This window comes from Asanoa iriomotensis (assembly GCF_016862515.1).
GTDB lineage: Bacteria > Actinomycetota > Actinomycetes > Mycobacteriales > Micromonosporaceae > Asanoa > Asanoa iriomotensis.
In genome coordinates this window covers 1-21,161 of record NZ_BONC01000013.1, presented here as the reverse complement: position 1 = coordinate 21,161, position 21,161 = coordinate 1, and the positions used below count along the sequence as shown (strand labels likewise).

The window sequence follows — 21,161 nt, the reverse complement described above, 5'->3', positions numbered from 1 at the left end:
GGCGTCTCCCCCCGGGAGAGGGTCCAGACTGGGCCGATGCACCCGGGATTGACCATCGGGGAGTTCGCCGCGCTCACCCACCTCAGCGTGCGGACCCTGCGCCGCTACCACGAGGCGGGCCTGCTCGAGCCGGCCCGCGTCGACCAGTTCACCGGCTACCGCTACTACACGGCCGAGCAGATCCCGCCCGCGCAGGTCATCCACCGCCTCCGCGAGCTGGACGTACCCCTCGCCGAGGTCAAGGCGATCCTCGCCACCGACGACACCCAGCGGCGCACCGAGCTGATCGCCGGGCACCTCCAGCGCCTGGAGAAGGAGCTGGACCGCACCCGGGCCGCGGTCGTCTCGCTGCGCCAACTGCTCCGGCCCGACCCGGCCGACCTCGATGTGGAGCTCCGCTCGGCTCCGGCCCGGACGGTCGCCGCCATCACCGACCGGGTCACCCTCCCGGACGTCATCACCTGGTACGCGGACGCGATGGCCGACCTCGACGCCGCCTACCCGGACCGCACGGGACCGCCGGGCGGCCGCTACGCCAACGAGCTGTTCACCGACGGCGCCGGCGTCGTCTCGGTGTGGCACCAGGTCGACGACCCCCAGGCGCGAGGCCGGATCGAGGCACTCGAACTGCCTCCGCGAGACCTGGCCGTCACCGTCCACCGGGGACCGCACGACGACATCGACGTCACCTACGGCCGCCTGGGCGCGTGGGTGGTCGACCACGCCCTGGCCGTCGACGGCCCGATCTACGAGACGTACCTGGTCGGCCCGCGCGACACCGCCGACTCGAACCGTTGGCGCACCGAGATCGGCTGGCCGGTCTTCCGCCTCACCCCGGACGAAGCGGCAGGGCGACGCTGACGACCAGCCCGCCGCCGTGCCGGGGGTGGGCGGTCACCTCGCCGCCGTGTGCGCGGGCGACCGAGCGGACGATCGACAGCCCGAGGCCGGTGCCGCGCGCCGAGCCCACGCGATCCGTCAGGCGGCGGAAGGGTTCGAACAGCCCGGGCACCTCGTACGCCGGAATGACAGGTCCGGTGTTGGCCACCGTCAGCACCGCCTGGTCGGCCGACGCCGCGGTGGTCACGGTCACCTCTCCACCGGACGCGACGTTGTGCCGGATCGCGTTCTCCACGAGGTTCTGCGCGAGCCGTTCGAGCAGCACCGGGTCGCCGGCCGTGGGTGCCGGAGCGCCGGCGCGGTCGAAGGACAACCCCACGCCGCGGGCCTCGCCGGCGAACTGTTCGTGCACCCGCTCCGCCACCGCGGCCAGGTCGACCGGCACCGGGTCCGACACCGCCTGCTCCGAACGCGCCAGCGTCAGCAGCCCGTCGATCAGCCGCTCGTGCCGGGCGTTGACCTCCAGCAGCGTCTCGCCGAGCCGCACCAGCTCCGGCGGCGCGCCCGGGCGGCCCATCGCCACCTCCAACACCGTGCGGTTCACGGCCAGCGGCGTACGCAGCTCGTGCGAGGCATTGGCCACGAACCGACGCTGGCCGTCGAACGACGCGTCCAGCCGGGCCAGCATGTCGTCGAACGTGTCGGCCAGTTCGCGCAGCTCGTCGCGCGGCCCCGACAGGCCGATCCGCTCGTGCAGGTTGCGGTCGGCGACGCGGCGGGCGGTCGCGGTGATCTGGGTGAGCGGGCGCAGCGTGCGGCCGGCCATCAACCAGCCCAGCCACAGCCCGACGACCGTGACGATCCCGACCGCGATGCCGCCGCGGGTCAGCAGCGAGTTGAGCGTGCGCTGGTTGAGATCGTCCTGCAGACGCTCGGCCAGCTCCAGGCTGCGCCTGATCTGGTCGCGCTGCTCAGAGGTCAACGGCCGGGCGTTGACCGCCCTGTTGATCACGTCCTTGTCGATCGCGAGGCCCGACAGGACCTCCTTGGCCGCCGCCGGCAACTGGGCTCCGGTCTTGCCGTCGAAGACCACCGAAGCGCTGATCTTCTGGCGGTCCAGCGTCGCGTCCATCAGCACGTAGGTCACCGCGAGCAGCGCGACACCCGCGACCAGGAAGACCAGCCCGTACGTCATGGTCAGCTTCGCGCGTACGGTCAACCGGCTCATCGGATCTGGTACCCCACTCCCGGCACGGTCAGCACCACCTGCGGCTCGCCCAGCTTCCGCCGCAGCGTCATGACGGTCACCCGCAGCACGTTGGTGAACGGGTCGATGTGCTCGTCCCAGGCTCGCTCGAGCAACTGCTCGGCGCTGACCACGGCACCGTCGGCGCGCAGCAACTCCTCCAGCACCGCGAACTCCTTGCGGGACAGACCCAGCGCGCGGCCGTCCCGGGTCACCGACCGGCGGCCGGGGTCGAGCACCAGCCCGGCCCGGGCCAGCAGCGGCGGCGCGGCCGGACGCGCCCGCCGGCCCAGCGCGCGCACCCGGGCCACCAGCTCGGCGAACGCGAACGGCTTCGGCAGGTAGTCGTCGGCACCCAACCCGAGGCCGGCGACCCGGTCGGCGACGTCGACCGCCGCGGTCAGCATCAGCACCCGGGTGTCCGCGCCTGAGGCCACCACCGCCCGGCACACGTCGTCGCCGTGCACGATCGGCAGGTCGCGGTCGAGGACCAGCACGTCGTAGTCGTTGACGCCGAGCCGTTCCAGCGCCGCGTCACCGTCGTACACGACGTCGACCGCCAGCGCCTCGCGGCGCAGCCCCTCGCCGACCGCGTCGGCCAGCAACCGTTCGTCCTCCACCACCAGCACGCGCACCCCGCCATGGTCGCCGAACAGGGAATAAGGCCGCCATAAGCGATCCGCGCCGCTTGATGCCGGCCTTATCCGCCGCGCGCTGGACTCCTCGGACGAGTCCGACTTAGGGAGGAGAAACCGATGCGACGGTCATTGGTCGTACCCCTGCTGGTGCTGGGTCTTGGCCTGGCCGCTTGTGACAGCGCCGGCGCGACACCCGGCGTGGCCACCGCCGGCGGCGGCACCCCGGCTGCCAGCGCGAGCGCCGCCGACGAAGACGACGGCCGGGAGTTCGCGGCCTGCATGCGCGAGCACGGCGTCGATATGCCCGACCCGCAGCCCGGCGGCGGCCTCGGCGTCGAGCTGGACAAGCTCGACAAGACCAAGGTGCTAGACGCGGTCGACGCCTGCCGGGACGTGATGCCGGGCGGCGGCAAGGACGTGAAGCTCAACCCTGACCAGCTCGAACGGCAGCGGGCGCTGGCGGAGTGCATGCGGGCCAACGGGGTGCCGGACTTCCCGGACCCGGATCCGGACGGTGGCGGAGCCGTCCGCGAGTACATCCTCGACAAGCACGACGACGACGTGCTCGCCGCGCTGGACAAGTGCCGCGACATCGTGCCCACGCCGAGCAGCCGGCCGGGGGTGGGCAAGTGAGGCGGGTCGTCCTCGCGGCCGGCATCGCGGTGGTCGCGGCCGGTGCCGCGGCCACCGCCGCGGTCGGTTTCGGCGGCGGCGACGGGGGTACGGCGCACGCCGGCGACCTGCCGCCCAAGAGCACGCCGGTGACCCGGCAGACCCTGGTCGCCACCGACACGGTCGACGGGCGATTGGGCTACGGCGCACCGGTCGCGTTGCGCGGCGCCGGCGGGATGGTCACCTGGCTGGCCGCCGAGGGCGCCACGGTGACCCGCGGCAAGCCGGTCTATCGGGCAGACGGCGATCCGGTGGTGCTGCTCTACGGTCCGCTGCCGGTCTACCGGCCGCTCGCACCGGGTGTCGGCGGCGCCGACGTGCGGCAGTTCGAGCAGAACCTGGCGGCGCTCGGGTACGACGGCTTCACCGTGGACGACGACTACACGGACGCGACGGCAGCGGCGGTACGGCACTGGCAGGACGATCTCGGCGTCGCCGCGACCGGCACGGTCACCGCGGCCCTCGTCGCCTACGCGCCCGGCCCGATCCGGATCGCCGGGCACAGCGCGGTGGTCGGCGCGCCGGCCGGCGGCCCGGTGCTCGACTACACGGGCACCCGGCGGTTGGTCACGATCGACCTGCCCGTGCCGGACCGCGACCTGGCCGTGGTCGGTGCGGCGGCCACGATCGAACTGCCCGACGGGAACACGGCGCAGGGCAAGGTGGCCACCGTCGGTGCGGTCGCGACCGCCGCTCAACCCGACGCCGAGCCCACCGTCGAGGTGACCGTCACGGTCGCCGACGTGAAGGCGCTCGGCGACCTGCGGGAGGCGCCGGTCGACGTCTCTCTGACCGCGGAGAGCCGGGAAGGGGTGTTGACCGTTCCGGTCGCCGCGCTGGTGGCGCTGGCCGAGGGCGGCTACGGCCTGCAGGTGATCGACGGTGCGAGCAGCCACTTCGTCGCGGTCGAGACCGGGTTGTTCGCCGACGGCCGGGTCGAGGTCAGCGGCGCCGGCGTGGCCGAGGGGATGACGGTGGGGATGCCGTCATGACGCTGGTTTCGCTGCGCGACGTGCGCAAGGAGTACGCGGGCGGGGTCGTCGCGGTCGACGGCATCTCGCTCTCCGTCGACGAGGGTGAGCTGGTCGCTGTCGTCGGACCGTCCGGGTCCGGCAAGTCGACCGTGCTGCACCTGGTCGGCACGCTCGACCGGCCGACGTCCGGGACCGTCGAGATCGCCGGCCACGACGTGGCCCGGCTGACGGACCGCCGGCTCAGCGCGCTGCGGGCGAGCCGGATCGGGTTCGTCTTCCAGCAGTTCCATCTCGCTGCGGGCGTGCCCGCGCTGGACGCGGTCGCGGACGGGCTGCTCTATGCGGGCGTACGCCGGTCGGCGCGGCTCGAACGGGCCGAGGAGGCGCTGACCACGGTCGGGCTCGCGCACCGGCTCCGGCACCGGCCCCACGAGCTGTCCGGTGGCGAGCGGCAGCGGGTCGCGATCGCGCGGGCCGTGGTCGGTGAGCCGGCGTTGTTGCTGGCCGACGAGCCGACCGGCAACCTCGACTCGGCGTCGGGGGCGGCGGTGCTCGACTTGTTGCGCGGGCTGAACGCGGCCGGCACCACGATCATCGTGATCACCCACGACCGGGAGATCGCCGCTCGGCTGCCGCGGCGGGTGGAGATCCGCGACGGCCGGATCGCGGAGGCTGCTCATGCGGCCTGAACTGACCAGCGCCCGGCTGCGCCTCGGTGACCTGGCCCGGCTCGGCGCCGCCGGGCTGCGCTCGCGACCGTCGCGGGCGGTGCTCGCCGCGCTGGGCATCGCGATCGGGATCGCGGCCATGACCGCGGTCGTCGGCGTCTCGGCCTCGTCGCAGGCCGAGTTCCAGCGCACTCTCGACCGGCTCGGCACCAACCTGCTCACCGTCGGCCCCGGCAGCAAGCTGTTCGCGGCCGAGCCCGCGACGTTGCCGGACGAGGCGGTCTCGATGGTCAGCCGGATCGGACCGGTGACCTCGGTCAGCGCGACCGGCCGGGTCGACGCGAAGGTGTACCGCACCGACCGGATCCCCGCCGCGGAGAGCGGGAGCATCTCGGTGGTCGCCAGCCATCTCGACCTGCCGGGGACGGTGGGTGCCACGATCTCGCGCGGCGTCTGGCTCAACGCGGCGACCGCGACGTATCCGGCGGTCGTGTTGGGCGGGGTGGCGGCGGACCGGCTGGGTGCGTCGACCGGGCAGCCGGTGTGGCTGGGCGGCGCCTGGTTCACCGTGGTCGGCGTGCTCGCCCCGGTGCCGCTCGCGCCCGAGTTGGACACGTCGGCGCTCGTCGGCTGGGCGGCCGCGGTGTCGTACCTCGGGTTCGACGGTCACCCGACGACCATCTACACCCGGGCCGAGGAGGCGTCGGTCGAGGCGGTGGCCGGCGTGCTGGCGAACACGGCCAACCCGGAGTCGCCGGCCGAGGTGGAGGTGTCGCGGCCGTCCGACGCGCTGGCCGCCGGGCGCGCGGCCGACGACGCCTTCACCGGGCTGCTGCTCGGCCTCGGCGCCGTGGCACTGCTCGTCGGCGGCGTCGGGGTGGCCAACACGATGGTCATCTCGGTGCTCGAGCGGCGGGGCGAGATCGGGCTGCGGCGGTCGCTCGGCGCCACCCGCGGGCAGGTCAGGGTCCAGTTCCTCGCCGAGTCGTTGCTGCTCTGCGCGCTCGGCGGGCTCGGCGGTGTGCTGCTCGGCATCGGCGTGACCACCGCGTACGCGATGACACAGGGTTGGCCCGCGGTGGTGCCGGCGTGGGCCTCGCTCGGTGCGGTCGCGGCAACACTGCTGATCGGCGCCGTCGCCGGGCTCTATCCGGCCGTCCGGGCGGCGCGGCTCGCACCGACCGAAGCGCTCGCCGCCAACTAGATGGTTCCGCTATCTAGATAGCCGTGCTAGCGTCCTCAACCGTGGATCAGGATCGCCGGGCGCAGTGGCTACGCGGCGTGCTCGACCTGTGCGTGCTCGGGCTGCTCGCCCGCGGCGATTCCTACGGCTATGAGCTGGCCCAGTCATTGCAGTCCGCCGGGCTCGGCGTGATCCAGGGCGGCACGCTCTATCCGGTGCTGTTGCGGCTGCAGCGCTCCGGCCTGGTGACCGTCTACTGGCGCGAGGGCGGCGGCGGTCCGGCCCGCAAGTACTACCAGGTCAGCCCCGCTGGCCGGACCGTGCTGGCCGAGGCGTCCGGGCAGTGGTCGGCGTTCGCCGGCGGGGTCGGCGCGATACTCCAGGAAAGGACGGCGCCGTGAGATACGAGATCTGGCTGGCCGCACTCACCGACGAGCTCCGGCGGCACGGTGTCGGGCCCGACCTGGCGGGGCACGTGGTCGCCGAGGCGGCCGCGCACCTGCGGGACAGCGGCGAGCCGCCGCTGCGGGCGTTCGGTCCGCCGTCGGCGTATGCCGCCGCGGTGGCCGACAGCATCGGCGGCCCGGCCCAACGGGCGCGCGGCGTCGTCGGCCCGGTGCGGTTGCGGGCGGTCGACATCACCAAGGGGTACGGGCGGCGCACGGTGCTCTCCGGCGTCTCGCTGACCGTGCACGCGGGCCAGGTCGCGGCGATCGTGGGCGCCAACGGCTCCGGCAAGTCGACCTTCCTGCGGATCTGCGCCGGGCTGACCGGTGCCGACGGCGGGCAGGTCGAGCTGCACGGCACGGTCGGCTACTGCCCGCAGGCCGGCGGCACCGCCGACTTCCTGCGGGCCGACGAGCACTTCGCGCTCGTGGGCGCCGGGCGGGGCATGCCGCGCGGAGCGGCCGTCCGGGCCGGCGGGCGGCAGGCGTCCGCGCTCGACTGGACGCCGGGCGGCGAGCAGGCCCGGCAGTTGTCCGGCGGCACACGGCAGAAGCTCAACCTGGTGCTCGCCGGGCTCGGCGACCCCGACATCCTGCTGCTCGACGAGCCCTACCAGGGCTTCGACCGGGGCACGTACCTCGACTTCTGGCACGAGGTGTGGCAGTGGCGCGATCGTGGCCGGGCGGTCGTGGTGGTCACCCACCTGCTCAACCAGCTCGACCGGGTCGACGTCGTGCTCGATCTGTCGGCCGGCGGCGCGGGGGTGGCGGCGTGACGCGCACCCTGACCGTCGCGGAGATGACGTTGCGCGAGACGGCGCGGCGGCGCGGCGTACTCGTGATGCTTCTCGTGCTGCCGCTGGCCTTCTATCTCGCCCGGCGCGGCGACCACCTGGGCCAGTCGATCCGGTTCGTCTGCCTGGGTTTGAGCTGGGCGCTGAGCACGGCGGCGCTGTTCGTGGGCTCGGCGGCGCGGTCGCTCGAACCCCGGCTGCGGCTGTCGGGCTATCGGACGCACCAGTTGTTCCTCGGCCGGCTGGTCGCGCTGTGGGGGCTCGGTGTCGCGCTGTCGGCGCCGTACTTCGTGTTGATCAGATTCGACCAGCACGACGTCCGGTACGGCGCGATCGCGGTGATCATGCTGCTCGGTGTGCTGGTGGCGCCGCTGTTCGGGCTCGCCGTCAGTGCGCTGCTGCCCCGCGACCTGGAAGGCATGCTGGTGCTGCTCACGGTCGTCGGGCTGCAGATGATCCTGGACCCGGCGGGCAACGCGGCCCGGGTGCTGCCGTTCTGGTACAGCCGGGAGATCGGCACCTATGCGATAGACCACACGTCGGTCGGCTATCTCGACCGCGGTCTGCTGCACGGTGCGGTGACCGCAGTGCTGCTGCTCATCGTGGTCGCGGTCGCGTTCGGCATCCGGTTGCGCCGGCGTCCACACGTACGAATGGTGTGATTCTTCCCGCGTCGGGATCTCGCTGACCGGTCCGCTCGGCTGGTGCGACGGCCGGGAGGCCGTGTCAGGATGGGTTGCCATGGTGGTGGCGATGGCTCCTCTCAACGACGTGACCGATTGGCTGCGCAGCAGCGGGTTGGAGATCGTCCTCTTCGTCACCGGCGCGATCCTGCTGTCCCGGTTGGCGCGCTGGGTCAGCGGCCGCATCTACCAGCGCATCGACGCGCGCCCGGTCGGCAACGAGCAGATAGCCGACGAGGCGGCCAAGCACCGCCACGTGGTTACGCAGGGCCTGACCTGGGTCGTCATCGTGGTGATCTACTCGATCGCCGCGGTGCTGGTGATCGCCCGCCTCGGTGTGCCGATCACCGGCCTGGTCGCCCCGGCCGCGGTGGTCGGTGTCGCGCTCGGCTTCGGCGCGCAGCGGATCGTGCAGGACATCCTGGCCGGGACGTTCATCATCTTCGAGCGGCAGTACGGGTTCGGCGACGTGATCCGGATCGGCACGCTGGGCTCGGAGGCCGGCGTGACGGGGACGGTCGAGGAGGTCACTCTGCGGATCACGCGCCTGCGTACGCTGCAGGGCGAGGTCGTGATGATCCCCAACGGCCAGATCGTCCAGGTCATCAACATGTCGCGGGACTGGGCCCGGGCCGTGATCGACGTGCCGGTGCCGGCGACGGTGGACCTGACCCGGGCGCGCGAGATCCTGCAGGAGGTCACCGCGGCCGCCGTCGAAGACCCGGGTCTGGGGCAAATGCTGCTGGACGCGCCGACGGTGCTCGGGGTGCAGAGCCTCGAGGTCGACTCGGTGCACCTGCGGATCGTGGCCCGGACGCTGCCGGGCAAGCAGTTCGACGTGGGGCGTGAGCTGCGGTCGCGGGTGGCGATCGCGTTCCAGCACGAGGGCATCCGGGTCGCCGCCGCGGTGGACACGGCCGAACCCATGGCGGCGTCGTGAGCCGGCTCCGGCTGGGCAAGGTCCGGCTGTCGACTCTCGTGCTCGTGGTGGTGTTTCTGGTCGCTTTCGTCAGCTACCTGCTCGTGCGACCTGGCCCGGCGGAGTCGACGGAGCGGCCGCCGGCTGCTGAGCAGGTCGACTCTCCGACCTCGTCTCCGACGACCTCGCCTCGGACATCGCACACCTCGCCGGCGCGCCCGACGCCGACTGTGACCAGGCCGCCGTCGCCGACGCCGCAGGTGACGACCACGCCGCCGGCGGTCGAGACCACGCCGCCGCCGTCGTCGTCGTCCGCTCCGCCGTCCCCGTCGCCGAGCGTTTCGGAGACACCTGGCGGCTAGCCGGCTTTCTCGAGCATGCGGGCGTAGTAAGTGACGTTCGCGACGTGCTCGACCACCTCGCGGAGCGACCAGGCGCCGTCGGCCGGCTTGTCGTCGAGGGCCTGCTCGTCGATGTGCTGGAGCCGGGCCCGATAGCAGGCCGCCAGCCGGGTGAGCCGGCTGCGCGCCTCGTCGAGGTCGATCTCGGTGAACCGGGCGAAGTCGGCGTGGGTGGTGACCGTGCGCCCGTGCCACTCGTCCGGGATGGTCGGCAGGCCGGCCAGCCGGCAGTCGATCTCGGCGAGATGGTCGAGCAGGTGATCGGCGACGCGGCGGATGGCCTTGTGCGGGGTCCAGACGTTGCCATCCCGGTTGACTGGAGCGCCGTCCCACCCGAGCCAGTCGGCGGCGGCCCGGTTCAACACGTCGTCGACCGCTCTTGGAATCAGCTCAGTGATCATCTCGCGACCGTAGGCGCGGGACGCTTCGGTGCGGCCCGAACTGTCGCGGGCCTACGGTTGTCGGATGACCACCGACGTAGACCTGGCGGCGGTCGCCCGGCTGATCGCGGAGCCGGCCCGGGCGGCGATGCTCGACGCGCTCCTCTCGGGTACGGCCTTGGCGGCGGGCGAGTTGGCGCGTTCCGCGCGGGTCCGGCCCTCGACGGCGAGCGGGCACCTGGCTCAGCTCGTCGATGGTGGTTTGGTCGAGGTCGCGGACAGCGGCCGCCACCGGTATTTCCGGCTGGCGTCGCCGGACGTCGCGCATGCGCTGGAAGCGTTGGGTGCGATCAGCCCGCCGCGCCCGGTCCGCTCGCTGCGCCAGTCCCGCACGGACGAGGCCATGACGTATGCCCGCACGTGCTACGACCACCTGGCCGGCGTGGTGGCGGTTGCCCTGGTCGACGCGTTCGTGTCCGACTCGGTGCTGACCGCGGGCGGCGACGGCTTCGTGCTGACCCCGTCGGGAGCCGAGGCCCTGGCGGATGCGGGGGTTGACGTGGCGGGCGCGCGGTCGAGCCGCCGGGCCTTCGCCCGGTCGTGCCTGGACTTCACGGAACGTCGACCACACCTGGCCGGGGCGCTGGGTGCGGCGGTGTGCGCGCACGCGCTGGCGGAGGGCTGGTTCGTGCGGCGGGCGCCGGGCCACCGCGCGCTCCGAATCACCGACGAGGGCCGACGCCAACTGGCCAAACGCTGGCGGATCGAGGCGCCTTAGCTGGGCTTGCTCAGCAGGCGGGCGACGGTCTCGAAGGAGGCCGCACCGAGATCGAGATCGGCGGCCGCCTCGCGGAGGGGTTGGCCAAGCTGCGGGTCGTAGCCCTCGAGACCGGTCTCCTCCTCGACAACCTGCCCAAGCAGAAACATCGTCCGGAGTACGGCGGTCGCACCCTCACCGGTGGCGCCGTATGGCACGTTCATCTCGGCGGAGTCGGCGTAGAGGAAGAGTTGAATGCCGGTGCGCTCGTGGCTGACCTCGCCACCGTCGTCGGTGAGCCGGGTAAAAGCGTCGCCGAGCAGCAGTTTCGCCCGCGCCACGACCCGCTGCCAGACCTGCTCGTCGGGCCCGGCCCCGAAGTCCTGGTAGTCCTCGGCGGCCTCGAGCGCCTCGCCCCAACTCTGCCCAGGCTGCCGCCGCATGAACATAAGGTCATAGCTCACGCGCGCAGCGTACCGGCGCAGCACATGGACATGGATGAGCGTGAAGAGCCGGGGATAGCTACCGTGCGGCCCGACCCGCCGCCCTTTAGACCGACCCACACTCAGCCACGCGGTCCATGCACCCCCGTTTCGGCCGACGAAGTGAGGGGCCGGGCTCCAGCCCAGGAGAAAGTTGGTCGCCCTGCAACCGACAAAGCAGGCTCTTGGTGAAGACCGCGCCGCCGCCGGAGCTCGGTGTGGTTTGTGCCTGGCCACAGGCGCACGTCGAGGACGATCCGATCGGGGTGCCAACGCCCGCCCGCGGCTCGTCTGCCCGTCGTTCCTCTCGATCAGCCAGGTCATCGGCCCCACCGGCCCCGACCGCGTTGCGCCAACCTGCCGCGCGTTGCCGCAACCGCAGACTGGCCGCGCTGCGGCTAGTGCCCAGCCCAGAACGTCGTTGCCGCAACCGAACTCCGCCGAAGACCGCCGGGTGTGCGCCCTTGTTGCAGCCCACACCTGCCGCGCGTTGCGGCAACGAGGGACTCGCCGCGTTGCGGTTTGCGCGGGGCCGGGTGTGCGCCGTTGTTGTAGCCCGCACCTGCCGCGTGTTGCGGCAACGAGGGACTCGCCGCGTTGCGGCTTGCGCGGGGCCGGGTGTGCGCTGTTGTTGTATCCCGCATCTGCCGCGTGTTGCGGCAACAAGGGACTCGCCGCGTTGCGGCTAGCGCCCCAGCCCACAAACGTTGTTGCGGCAACCGGACTCCGGCGGCGACGCACCGAGTATGGGGCGTCGCGGCATGCCTCACCTGCCGCTCGTTGCCGCGACAAGGGACTCGCCGCGTCGCGGCTGGCGCCCCAAGCCCGGACCGTTTTGCGGCAACCGCACTCCCTGCGACCCGCTGGTTGTGATCCCCGCACCTGTCGTGTTGCCGCAACTGCGGACTCGGCCGAGCGGCGTTGCGGCAACCGCACCGTCGGCTACCGCCCAGCCATGTGTGCGGCCTTGTGGCTGCGGTGCATTGCCGGGAGTGCGGACTCGCCGCGCGGCGCCCCGGCCCGGACCATGTTGCGGCAATCGGAACGCCGCGGGGCATTGCGGCAACCGCACCTGGCGATGACCAACAGGCTGTGAAACTGGCACCTGCCGTGCGTTGCCGCAACTGCGGATTCGCCGCGCCGCGGCTAGTGCCTGCAGCCCAGGACCGTCTGCGGCAACTGCGCGGCGGGAACCCGTTGCGGCAACGCGCTCACCACCGCGGGCCAACGCGGAAACGGGCGGCAAAGGTCGGCGCCAACTACAAAGCAACACGTCGCACGGCGGTCGAGTTGGCGCTTGCGCAGCATCCGCATGCGCACCTCGGGCCGGGTTGCGGCAACGGCGGGCTGGGTTGCGGCAACGGCGGCGGGCCGGGTTGCGGCAACGGCGGCGGGCCGGGTTGCGGCAACGGCAGTAGGCCGCGTTGCGGCGACGGCGGCGGGCCGGGTTGCGGCGGCGCCGGGCCGGGTTGCGGCGACGGCGCCGGGCCGGGTTGCGGCGACGGCACCAGGTCGGGTTGCGGCGACGGCACCAGGCCGGGTTGCGGCGACGGCACCAGGCCGGGTTGCGGCAACGGCACGTCTTGCAGCCGAGTGGGTAGAGATGCGCAGGGCAGCTGCCTGAAAGCGGACGGTTTCGCTCAATAGAGCGCCCACGGCGGTCGCCCCCGGAAGGATGGGGACGGCAAGAGCGCGGCAGCGTGGCAGGATCGCGTTTGTGATGGGAACGCTGAAGACTGAGCCGGCTGTTGGCCGGGCCGACCTGTTGGCGAAGCCGGTTGTCGAGGCGCTGGAGCAGTGGCCCAGCGACGCCGCCGTGCCTGTTGACGAGGTCCTGGTCGCGCCGATCGATGCGGAACTCGCGGATACCGCAGCTTTTTGCGAGGCCTATGACGTTGGGCTCAACGTCTCCGCCAACTGCGTCATCGTGGCCGGGAAGCGGGGCGGCGAGGTTCGCTACGCCGCTTGCATGGTGTTGGCGACCACTCGAGCCGACGTCAATGGGGTCGTGCGGAAGATGCTCGACGTCCGGAAGGCCAGCTTCGCGCCGATGGATGAGGCCGTCGCCTTGACGGGGATGGAGTACGGCGGGATCACGCCGATCGGGTTGCCGGCCGACTGGCCGATCTTGGTTGACTCCCGCGTCGCCGGCACGGCGCGGGTGATCATCGGGTCGGGGGTGCGGCACAGCAAGATCGAGCTGCCGGGGGCCGCTTTGGGGTTGCTACCCAATGCTCAGGTCGTGGAGGACCTCGCGCGGTGATCGCTCATGTTCCACGTGGAACATGAAGATCAACTAGCCTCCGCCTCGCGCTGCGACACCTCGTTCAGGACCTGGAGCAGCGTCGATGGTTCCTGGGCGCCGCTCACCCCGTATTTCCCGGCGAACACGAACATCGGCACCGCGGTGATGCCGAGGTCGCGCGCCTCGGCCAACCCCGCGCGTACCTCGTCGGCGCCCGAGTCCGACGCCAGATACGAGGCCGTCTCGGTCGGCGAAAGGCCGATCGTGCCGGCCAACCGCGCCAGCTCCGCGTGCGAGCCCACGTCCACACCGTCGGTGAAGTGCGCCTGATAGAGCGCCTCGACCATCTCACCCGACTTGCCGACCTGGTCGGCGAGCCGAACCACGCGGTGCGCGTCGAACGTGTTCGCCGTCAGCGACTTGGCGAAGTTGATCTCCAGGCCATCACGGGCGGCGGTCGCGGCCGTCTGCTCCGTGATCTGCCGGGCCCGGGCCGGACCCCCGAACTTGCGCGCCAGCGCCTCGATGGTCGGCTCCGGATGGGGTACGGGGGAGGGGTCGAGCTGGAACGGCCGGTACCGAACGGTCACGTCACCGCCATAAGACGCGAGCGCCTTCTCGAACCGGTGCTTGCCGATGTAGCACCAGGGGCACACGACATCGGCGTAGATTTCGATTTCCACGCCAACGGCAACCCCCGATTCAAGAAGTCTGTTCCCGGACGCTCCCCGCGAAGACCGCGCCGCATGCCTCATTCAGAGCGGGCGCTGACCACCCGCGAGGGTCGTGGACCGAGCCAAGTCCCGGATGCCGCCGATTTCTAGCCAACGGCAACACTTGCGCCGCGGGACGGTCGCGCCGCTGGCCTCCCATTCGTGTGGGCTGATCGTCGGCGCCTGGCCTTACGCTGAAGCACAGCGACGGACAGCACGTCGTCACACGTCGGCCCCAAGGCCGAATTGCCGAATCCGATGGGCCGACGACAACCCCACGGTTCGAAGAAAGGCTCTTCCCGCACTTGCCGCTTGAGCCGTGCCGAGATCGCGCGGCCCGCCTCGTGCCCGCAGGGGGATCGTGCGCAGTGGGCTCCGAGCGTCACGGTCGGCAGCAGGTCGTCGCCGACCGGCCGAATGGCCAAGGATCTTGGGGTCAGCAGCAGCGGTTCAAGAAATCTGTTCCCGGACCTGTCGCTTCAGGCGCGCCAGGATCGCGCCGCCGCCGCGGACCCGCAGCGGGCTGATCGCCTGCGCCAGCCCCATCTGCTGGTAGAGATCGTCCGGCACCGACAGCACCTCGTCAGCAGTCGCCCCCGACAACCCGGAAGCCAAGATCCCCGCGAACGCCCGCGTGGTCGGCGCCTCAGGCGGGCAGTCGAACCACGCCGTCACGATCTTGTCCGCGGCCACCTCGGCCTTGAGGAAGAACGGCGTCTGGCACTCGGGCACCGGCTCCATGCCGGCATGCCCGGCCATCGACGGCGGCAGCGGCGGCACGGCGTCCGAGTACTCGAGCAGCATCTCCAGCACCACGTCGCGCGGTGCGGAGCGGAAGTCTTCGACGATCTCGGCCAACTTGGGTGGCATGACTCCCAGGTTAGTTCCGCTGCGCCGTCACTGCCGTCTCGTGGACCAGGGCCAGGTCGCCGAGCGCGATGATCCCGACCAGCTGGCGCTCGGCGTCGGCGACCAGGACCCGGCGCACCGAGCGCGCCCGCATCAGGTCGGCCGCTTCCTTGAGCGTCGACGACTGCTCGATGATCACGATCTCCCGCACCGCGACCTCGCCCAGCGTCACGCTCGACGGCTTGCGGTTCGTTGCCACCGACCGGGTGACGATGTCGCGGTCGGTGACCATCCCCGCCAGGTTGGCGCCCTCGGTCACCACCACGTCCCCGATGTCGGCTTCGGCCATCGCCCGGGCGGCCTCGTCGAGCGCCGTCTCCGCCGGCAAGTACACGATCCTCTTGGTCATCACGTCCGCGACTCGCACAGTGGCCACGACGCCTCCCCCGCTCCCAGCTCCCGCCCAGCTAAGCCGACGGTACGCCGGAAACGGCGGCGCGCGTCGCAATCGCGTCAGCAACCTCCGAGACGGACATCTCGACCCGCGAACCCGCCGCCCGGTCACGCAGTTCGACCACGCCCTCACCGAAACGGCGCCCGACCACCACCACAGCCGGGATCCCGATCAGTTCGGCGTCGGTGAACTTGACCCCGGGCGACACCGGCCGGTCGTCGACCAGCACCCGCAGCCCGCGGGCCTCCAGCGACGCGCCGAGGGCCAACGCACCCGAGGCCAAGGCCTTCCCCGCGGCGACCACGTGCACGTCGACCGGCGCCACCGACGCCGGCCAAACCAGGCCGCGCTCGTCGTGGTGCTGCTCGGCGATGGCGGCGACCGCCCGCGAGATCCCGATCCCGTAGCAACCCATGACGGGCCGCACCGGCTTGCCCGAGGGCCCAAGGGCGTCGACCCCGAACGCGTCCGTGAACCGCCGACCGAGTTGGAAGATATGCCCGATCTCGATGCCTCGCCGCATGGACAGCGAGCCCGACGAGCAGACCGGGCAAGGGTCGCCCACGTGCACCGAAGCCGCCTCGATCGTGCCGTCGGCGACGAAGTCCCGCCCGTGCGTCACGTCGACCGCGTGCTGACCAGGCGAGTTGGCACCGGTCAGCCAAGCCGTCCCGACCGCGACCCGCGGGTCGACGAGATACCGGATGCCCAACCCGGCCAGCACCTGCGGACCGATATAACCCCGGACCAGGGACGGGTACGCGGCCCAGTCGTCGAACAGCTCCACCGTCGCCGGCTCGACCGCCGCCGCCAGCCGCTTGAGGTCGACCTCCCGATCACCGGGCACACCGATCACCAGCGGCGCACCCTTGCCACCGGGCGGCGTGACGGTGACGACGACGTTCTTCAGGGTGTCGCGCGCAGTCCAGTCGGAGCGCCCACCCAGCCGGCGCGCGTTGGCCAGCGCCACCAGCGACTCGATCGTCGGCGTGTCAGGCGTGTCGTGTGTCGACGCCGCGGGCCGCTGACCCGGATCGCTCACGGCACCGGGCGGCGTCACCACAGCCTCGGTGTTGGCCGCGTACCCGCACGCCGCGCACGCCACAAAGGTGTCCTCCCCGACGGAAGTCGTGGCCAGGAACTCCTCGGACGCGGACCCACCCATCAACCCCGACGACGCCTTCACGACCGCATAGCGAAGACCAAGACCATCGAAGATCCGCTGGTACGCGGCCCGCATGGTCGCATAAGACGCGGACAACCCGGCATCGTCGAGATCGAACGAGTAGGCGTCCTTCATCAGGAACTCGCGCCCGCGCAGCAACCCGCCCCGCGGCCGCGCCTCGTCACGGAACTTCGTCTGCACCTGGTAGAGCAGCACCGGATAGTCCCGGTAGGAGCTGAACAGGTCCCGCACCAGCAGCGCGAACATCTCCTCGTGCGTCGGCGCCAGCAGGAACTCCGCGCCGCGCCGGTCGGTCAGCCGGAAGATCCCGTCGCCGTACTCGGTCCAACGTCCGCTCTTCTCGTAGGGCTCCCGCGGCAGCAGCGCCGGGAACTGCACCTCCTGCGCGCCGACCGCCGCCAGCTCGGCGCGGACCAGATCGGTGACCCGGTCGACCAGCAGCTTGCCGAGCGGCAGCCAGGTGAACCCGCCCGGCGCGGCCCGCCGGACGTATCCGGCCCGCAACAGCAGGCGATGGCTCGCGACCTCGGCATCCGCGGGATCCTCGCGCAAGGTGCGGAGGAACAGCGTGCTCATCCGGAGCAACATCCGGGAAGCGTAGGCCGGTCACCGCGACACCGTCGAACGGGTTTGTTACCTGCATGATGCAGTGATATTCCTGACACGGACGGGTGTCGGTCACCGTCCCCAATGTCACAATGCGGCACGTGCGTTGGGGCAGTTATGTAGCGGTCGGTGACAGCTTCACCGAGGGAATGGACGATCCGTACCCGGACGGCACGTACCGCGGCTGGGCCGATCTGGTCGCGGCCCGCCTGGCCGCAGACCGGCCCGACTTCCGCTACGCCAACCTCGCCATCCGCGGCCGGCTGTTCCCGAACGTCGTCGACGAGCAGGTGCCGACCGCGCTGGCGATGCGGCCCGACCTGGTCAGCTTCGCCGCCGGCGGCAACGACGTGCTGCGCCGCTCGTTCGACCCGGTCGCGCTGATGGCCCGCTTCGACGACGTGATCGGTGCGCTGCGGGCGACCGGCGCCGACGTCGTGGTGTTCCGGTTCGCCGACGTCACCGCCCGGCTGCCCGGCCAGCGGATCATCGGCCCGCGCGCGGCGGTGCTCAACCGCGCCGTCGGCGAGACCGCGGAGCGGCACGGTGCCCACCTCATCGACCTCTTCGCCGACGACGAGTTCCGCAACCCACTGATGTGGGGCCCCGACCGCCTGCACCTCTCCGCCGCCGGGCACCGCCGGGTCGCCGGGCACGTGCTCAACGCCCTCGGTGTGCAGTCGGATCCGCTGTGGATGGTCCCGCCGGAGTGGCTGCCGGCCGGGCGATGGCTGGCCGCCCGTGCGGCCGACGCCCGCTGGGCCGGGCGGCACCTGGCGCCGTGGATCAGGCGCCGGCTGACCGGCCGCTCGTCCGGCGACCTGGTCACCGCGAAGCGCCCGGACCTGACCCCGTACACGCAAGGCCAGGCACAGACGCAGGCCGAGTGACCCGCGTGTGACCTCGACGGTGTTCACTGTGTCGCATGGCACAGCTGAGCCGCCGAGGTCTGCTGGGTGCCACCGCCGCGGTCGGTCTGCTGGGCGTCGCGGCCTGTGAAGGTGGCGACGCCGGCGCACCGCCCTTCGACCCGCGCGACTGGGCGAGCGTCCGGGCCCAGTTCGACCTCGACCCCGCCGTCGCGCACCTGTCCACGTTCGTCTTCGCACCGCACCCCGCACCCGTACGCGCGGCGATCGAATTGCACCGGGCCGGTTTCGACCGTGACCCGATCGGCTACCTGCACGCCAACGAGGCCACGGCCGAAGGCCGCGTGTCCGGCGCGGCGATGCGTTACCTCGGCGAGGGCGCCGACCGGATGGCGTTCACCGACTCGACCACCCTCGGCCTCGGCCTGCTCTACGGCGGGCTGCGCCTGGCGAAAGGCGACGAGGTCCTCACCACGACCCACGACTTCTACGCGACACACGAGGCGTTGCGACTGCGCGCCGAGCGGGACGGTGTCACGGTGCGCCAGGTCGAGTTGTACGCCGACGCGGCCGCCGCCACGGCAGACGAGATCGTCGGGAAGCTGATCGCCGCAGTCAACCCCCGGACCAGGGTCGTCGCCCTGACCTGGGTGCACTCCAGCACGGGCGCGAGGATGCCGATCCGCGCGATCGCCGACGCGCTCGCCGGTCGCGACGTCCTTCTCTGCGTCGACGGCGTGCACGGCTTCGGCGCGGTTGACGCCACACCCGCGAGCCTGGGCTGCGACTTCCTCGTCTCGGGCACGCACAAGTGGCTGCACGGCCCGCGCGGCACGGGCCTGATCTGGGGTTCGACCCGCGGCTGGGCCCGCTACACGCCGAGCATCCCGTCGTTCGACCCGCGCGCCCTCACCGGCTGGATCACCGCCGGCCGGGTGCCCGTCCCGCCGGGCCCGGCCGCCACGCCGGGCGGCTACCACAGCTTCGAGCACCGCTGGGCCCTCGCGGAGGCGTTCCAGCTCCACGACAGCATCGGCCGCGACCGCGTCGCCGGCCGGATCCGCGACCTGGCCACCCGGCTCAAGGACGGCCTGGCCGGGATCGGCGGGGTCACGCTGGTCACGCCGCGCGACCCCGAGCTGTCGGCGGGCCTGGTCTGCTGCGCGGTCGCCAACCTGCAGGTCGACGAGGCCGTCGGCCGGCTCGCCGCCGCCAAGGTGGTGGCCACCGCGACGCCCTACCGCACCACGTACCTGCGATTCGGTCCGAGCATCGCCAACAGCGAGGAGCACGTGGACGCGGCGGTCCGTGCCGTTCACGGCCTTGTTTGACACTTGCGGGGTAGCGTTGCGCTTATGCCCGTTTCGAACGACCCGGACCCGACGCTGCAGGCGTACGCGCACCCGCAGTCGCTGGTCACGACGGAGTGGCTGGCGGAAAACCTGGGCCGCGACGGCCTCGTGATCGTCGAGTCCGACGAGGACGTGCTCCTCTACGAGTCCGGCCACATCCCGGGCGCCGTCAAGGTCGACTGGCACACCGAGCTCAACGACGAGGTGACCCGCGACTACGTCGACCCGGAGAGCTTCGCGGCGCTGTGCGCGGCCAAGGGCATCAGCCGGGACGACACCGTCGTGTTCTACGGCGACAACTTCAACTGGTGGGCGGCGTACGCCCTCTGGGTGTTCTCGTTGTTCGGTCATCCGGACGTGCGGCTGCTCGACGGCGGCCGGCAGAAGTGGGTGGCCGAGGGGCGCGACCTCACGCGCGACAAGACCCAGCGCCCGCCGACGCCGTACCCGGTGCCGCGCCGTGACGACGCCCGGATCCGCGCGTTCCGCGAGCAGGTCCTGGCGCACGTGCAGGCCGACCGGCCGCTGGTCGACGTGCGTTCGCCGGACGAATACACGGGCAAGCTGCTGGCCATGCCCGACTACCCGCAGGAGGGCGCGCTGCGCGGTGGGCACATCCCGGGCGCGGTGAGCAAGCCGTGGAAGTCGGCGGCCAACGACGACGGCACCTTCAAGTCGGCCGACGAGCTGCGCACCATCTACGAGGACCAGCTCGGTCTGTCCGAAGGGGACGACGTCATCGCGTACTGCCGGATCGGGGAGCGGTCCAGCCACACGTGGTTCGTGCTCCAGCACCTGCTCGGCTTCACCCACGTCCGCAACTACGACGGGTCGTGGACCGAGTGGGGCAACCTCGTGCGGTCACCGATCGCCAAGGGCACCGAGCCCGGTGGCGCGAAGCGCGGAAAGTGACGTCCAGCACGCCGCAGTGCCGGGACATATCACCACCAAAACCCCCAAAACACCAGGACAAATTCAAGATCACGACACCTTGTTGGTCTTGACAGGTGGCTAGGCTGGCGACGTGACGCTGGAACAACAAGCGGACCCCGCCACCCCGAGCGCCGCGTCCACACCGCCCAAGCGCCGGTCCCGGCGCGACGAGATCCTCGAGATCGCGGTCGGCCTCTTCGCCGCCCGCGGCTACCACGGCGTGTCGATGGACGACATCGGGTCGGCGGCCGGGGTCACCGGCCCGGCGCTCTACCACCACTTCGCGGGCAAAGAGGCGATGCTGGTGGCCGCCCTGATCCCGGTCAGCGAGGGCCTGCTCGCCGGCGGCCGCGAGCGGGTCGCGCGGCACCCGGGCGAGACCGCCCTGCCGTCACTGGTCGAGTTCCACGTCGACTTCGCCCTGGCCAACCCCGCCGTGATCGCGCTGCACCTGCACGAGCTCGACCGGCTGCCGGAGGAGCCCCGGCGGCAGATCCGGCGGCTGCAGCGGCTCTACGTGGAAGAGTGGGTGAAGGTGCTGCTCTCCATCCGCCCCGAGCTGACCGCGCCCGAGGCCCGCGCCCTCGCCCACGCGGCGTTCGGCCTGATGAACTCCACCCCGTTCCTGGGCGAGGAGGTCCACCGGGACCGGCTCGCGGAGCTCCTCCGCGCCGCCACGATGGCCGCGCTCCGGCCCACGCCGGCCAGCCCCAACGCCTGAACGAGCACCCCAGGACGCATATTCTCCAGCCGGGCAGTGTCGCCCGCCGAAAGGGGAGTCCTGATGATCGAGTCTCTGCTGGTCGCCAACCGCGGTGAGATCGCCCGCCGGGTGATCCGCACCGCGCGCCGGCTCGGCGTTCGCACGATC

25 protein-coding genes are annotated in these 21,161 nt (G+C 71.9%); 17 read left to right on the top strand and 8 right to left on the bottom strand.

Going from position 1 to position 21,161, the window contains the following annotated elements:
- Positions 1 to 36 precede the first annotated feature (36 nt).
- A complete protein-coding gene (locus Air01nite_RS11645; protein WP_203702024.1) occupies positions 37 to 861 on the top strand; it encodes a MerR family transcriptional regulator in 825 nt (274 codons plus the stop codon).
- On the opposite strand, the gene Air01nite_RS11640 is transcribed toward Air01nite_RS11645, so the two are convergent.
- Both Air01nite_RS11640 and Air01nite_RS11635 read right to left on the bottom strand, forming a co-directional pair.
- Positions 830 to 2,068: a sensor histidine kinase gene (locus tag Air01nite_RS11640; protein WP_203702023.1), complete on the bottom strand. Its 1,239-nt coding sequence runs from the start codon at positions 2,066 to 2,068 to the stop codon at positions 830 to 832. The genes Air01nite_RS11645 and Air01nite_RS11640 overlap by 32 nt on opposite strands.
- Positions 2,065 to 2,721 (bottom strand): response regulator transcription factor, encoded by a 657-nt coding sequence (locus Air01nite_RS11635; protein ID WP_203702022.1) that lies wholly within the window; start codon positions 2,719 to 2,721, stop codon positions 2,065 to 2,067. The genes Air01nite_RS11640 and Air01nite_RS11635 overlap by 4 nt, the downstream gene beginning before the upstream one ends.
- Positions 2,722 to 2,841: 120 nt before the next feature.
- Between Air01nite_RS11635 and Air01nite_RS11630 the strand changes: the two genes are divergently transcribed.
- The 9 genes from Air01nite_RS11630 to Air01nite_RS11590 all read left to right on the top strand — a co-directional run bounded on the left by Air01nite_RS11630 (position 2,842) and on the right by Air01nite_RS11590 (position 9,425).
- The gene (locus Air01nite_RS11630) at positions 2,842 to 3,357 is read left to right on the top strand and encodes a hypothetical protein (RefSeq protein ID WP_203702021.1); all 516 of its coding nucleotides are present in this window, start codon (positions 2,842 to 2,844) and stop codon (positions 3,355 to 3,357) included.
- Positions 3,354 to 4,388, top strand: coding sequence for a peptidoglycan-binding protein (locus Air01nite_RS11625; protein WP_239090654.1), 1,035 nt, complete (start codon positions 3,354 to 3,356; stop codon positions 4,386 to 4,388). Before Air01nite_RS11630 ends, Air01nite_RS11625 begins: the two co-directional genes overlap by 4 nt.
- Positions 4,389 to 4,390: 2 nt before the next feature.
- The gene (locus tag Air01nite_RS11620) at positions 4,391 to 5,059 is read left to right on the top strand and encodes an ABC transporter ATP-binding protein (protein WP_373310381.1); all 669 of its coding nucleotides are present in this window, start codon (positions 4,391 to 4,393) and stop codon (positions 5,057 to 5,059) included.
- A complete protein-coding gene (locus Air01nite_RS11615) occupies positions 5,049 to 6,242 on the top strand; it encodes an ABC transporter permease (protein ID WP_203702019.1) in 1,194 nt (397 codons plus the stop codon). Before Air01nite_RS11620 ends, Air01nite_RS11615 begins: the two co-directional genes overlap by 11 nt.
- A gap of 41 nt (positions 6,243 to 6,283) precedes the next feature.
- Positions 6,284 to 6,622, top strand: coding sequence for a PadR family transcriptional regulator (locus Air01nite_RS11610; RefSeq protein ID WP_203702018.1), 339 nt, complete (start codon positions 6,284 to 6,286; stop codon positions 6,620 to 6,622).
- On the top strand, positions 6,619 to 7,443 hold the full coding sequence (locus Air01nite_RS11605) for an ATP-binding cassette domain-containing protein (protein ID WP_203702017.1): 825 nt from the start codon (positions 6,619 to 6,621) through the stop codon (positions 7,441 to 7,443). Before Air01nite_RS11610 ends, Air01nite_RS11605 begins: the two co-directional genes overlap by 4 nt.
- The gene (locus tag Air01nite_RS11600; RefSeq protein ID WP_203702016.1) at positions 7,440 to 8,123 is read left to right on the top strand and encodes a hypothetical protein; all 684 of its coding nucleotides are present in this window, start codon (positions 7,440 to 7,442) and stop codon (positions 8,121 to 8,123) included. Before Air01nite_RS11605 ends, Air01nite_RS11600 begins: the two co-directional genes overlap by 4 nt.
- A gap of 91 nt (positions 8,124 to 8,214) precedes the next feature.
- Positions 8,215 to 9,084, top strand: a complete 870-nt coding sequence (locus Air01nite_RS11595; RefSeq protein WP_203702015.1) for a mechanosensitive ion channel family protein — start codon at positions 8,215 to 8,217, stop codon at positions 9,082 to 9,084.
- The gene (locus tag Air01nite_RS11590) at positions 9,081 to 9,425 is read left to right on the top strand and encodes an Rv3103c transmembrane domain-containing protein (protein WP_203702014.1); all 345 of its coding nucleotides are present in this window, start codon (positions 9,081 to 9,083) and stop codon (positions 9,423 to 9,425) included. Before Air01nite_RS11595 ends, Air01nite_RS11590 begins: the two co-directional genes overlap by 4 nt.
- Here Air01nite_RS11590 and Air01nite_RS11585 read toward each other — a convergent pair.
- Positions 9,422 to 9,865, bottom strand: coding sequence for a DinB family protein (locus tag Air01nite_RS11585; RefSeq protein WP_203702013.1), 444 nt, complete (start codon positions 9,863 to 9,865; stop codon positions 9,422 to 9,424). The genes Air01nite_RS11590 and Air01nite_RS11585 overlap by 4 nt on opposite strands.
- A 64-nt stretch (positions 9,866 to 9,929) precedes the next feature.
- On the opposite strand from Air01nite_RS11585, the gene Air01nite_RS11580 reads away from it, so the two are divergent.
- Complete coding sequence (locus Air01nite_RS11580) at positions 9,930 to 10,622, top strand: ArsR/SmtB family transcription factor (protein WP_203702012.1); 693 nt, start codon at positions 9,930 to 9,932, stop codon at positions 10,620 to 10,622.
- Here Air01nite_RS11580 and Air01nite_RS11575 read toward each other — a convergent pair.
- Positions 10,619 to 11,065 carry a hypothetical protein gene (locus Air01nite_RS11575; RefSeq protein WP_203702011.1) on the bottom strand — a complete coding sequence of 149 codons (447 nt, stop codon included), beginning with the start codon at positions 11,063 to 11,065 and terminating at the stop codon, positions 10,619 to 10,621. The genes Air01nite_RS11580 and Air01nite_RS11575 overlap by 4 nt on opposite strands.
- Positions 11,066 to 12,803: 1,738 nt before the next feature.
- Here Air01nite_RS11575 and Air01nite_RS11570 point away from each other — a divergent pair.
- Positions 12,804 to 13,346 (top strand): YbaK/EbsC family protein, encoded by a 543-nt coding sequence (locus Air01nite_RS11570; protein WP_203702010.1) that lies wholly within the window; start codon positions 12,804 to 12,806, stop codon positions 13,344 to 13,346.
- 29 nt (positions 13,347 to 13,375) lie between these two features.
- Here the strand turns inward: Air01nite_RS11570 and Air01nite_RS11565 are convergent, their stop codons facing one another.
- From Air01nite_RS11565 to Air01nite_RS11550, 4 genes are all read right to left on the bottom strand, one after another.
- Positions 13,376 to 14,011, bottom strand: coding sequence for a DsbA family oxidoreductase (locus tag Air01nite_RS11565; RefSeq protein WP_203702009.1), 636 nt, complete (start codon positions 14,009 to 14,011; stop codon positions 13,376 to 13,378).
- 480 nt (positions 14,012 to 14,491) lie between these two features.
- The gene (locus Air01nite_RS11560) at positions 14,492 to 14,911 is read right to left on the bottom strand and encodes a SufE family protein (RefSeq protein ID WP_373310376.1); all 420 of its coding nucleotides are present in this window, start codon (positions 14,909 to 14,911) and stop codon (positions 14,492 to 14,494) included.
- Between the two features lie 10 nt (positions 14,912 to 14,921).
- Positions 14,922 to 15,326: a CBS domain-containing protein gene (locus tag Air01nite_RS11555; RefSeq protein WP_203702008.1), complete on the bottom strand. Its 405-nt coding sequence runs from the start codon at positions 15,324 to 15,326 to the stop codon at positions 14,922 to 14,924.
- Between the two features lie 31 nt (positions 15,327 to 15,357).
- The gene (locus Air01nite_RS11550) at positions 15,358 to 17,118 is read right to left on the bottom strand and encodes a proline--tRNA ligase (RefSeq protein ID WP_203702007.1); all 1,761 of its coding nucleotides are present in this window, start codon (positions 17,116 to 17,118) and stop codon (positions 15,358 to 15,360) included.
- A gap of 119 nt (positions 17,119 to 17,237) precedes the next feature.
- Between Air01nite_RS11550 and Air01nite_RS11545 the strand changes: the two genes are divergently transcribed.
- The 5 genes from Air01nite_RS11545 to Air01nite_RS41555 form a co-directional block, all read left to right on the top strand.
- Positions 17,238 to 18,026, top strand: a complete 789-nt coding sequence (locus Air01nite_RS11545) for an SGNH/GDSL hydrolase family protein (RefSeq protein ID WP_203702006.1) — start codon at positions 17,238 to 17,240, stop codon at positions 18,024 to 18,026.
- Between the two features lie 35 nt (positions 18,027 to 18,061).
- Positions 18,062 to 19,336, top strand: a complete 1,275-nt coding sequence (locus Air01nite_RS11540) for an aminotransferase class V-fold PLP-dependent enzyme (protein WP_203702005.1) — start codon at positions 18,062 to 18,064, stop codon at positions 19,334 to 19,336.
- 24 nt (positions 19,337 to 19,360) lie between these two features.
- Positions 19,361 to 20,269, top strand: coding sequence for a sulfurtransferase (locus Air01nite_RS11535; protein WP_203702004.1), 909 nt, complete (start codon positions 19,361 to 19,363; stop codon positions 20,267 to 20,269).
- Positions 20,270 to 20,381: 112 nt separating this feature from the next.
- On the top strand, positions 20,382 to 21,011 hold the full coding sequence (locus Air01nite_RS11530) for a TetR/AcrR family transcriptional regulator (RefSeq protein ID WP_203702003.1): 630 nt from the start codon (positions 20,382 to 20,384) through the stop codon (positions 21,009 to 21,011).
- 63 nt (positions 21,012 to 21,074) lie between these two features.
- The coding region (locus Air01nite_RS41555) for a biotin carboxylase N-terminal domain-containing protein (protein WP_203702109.1) at positions 21,075 to 21,161 on the top strand (87 nt) is incomplete at its 3' end.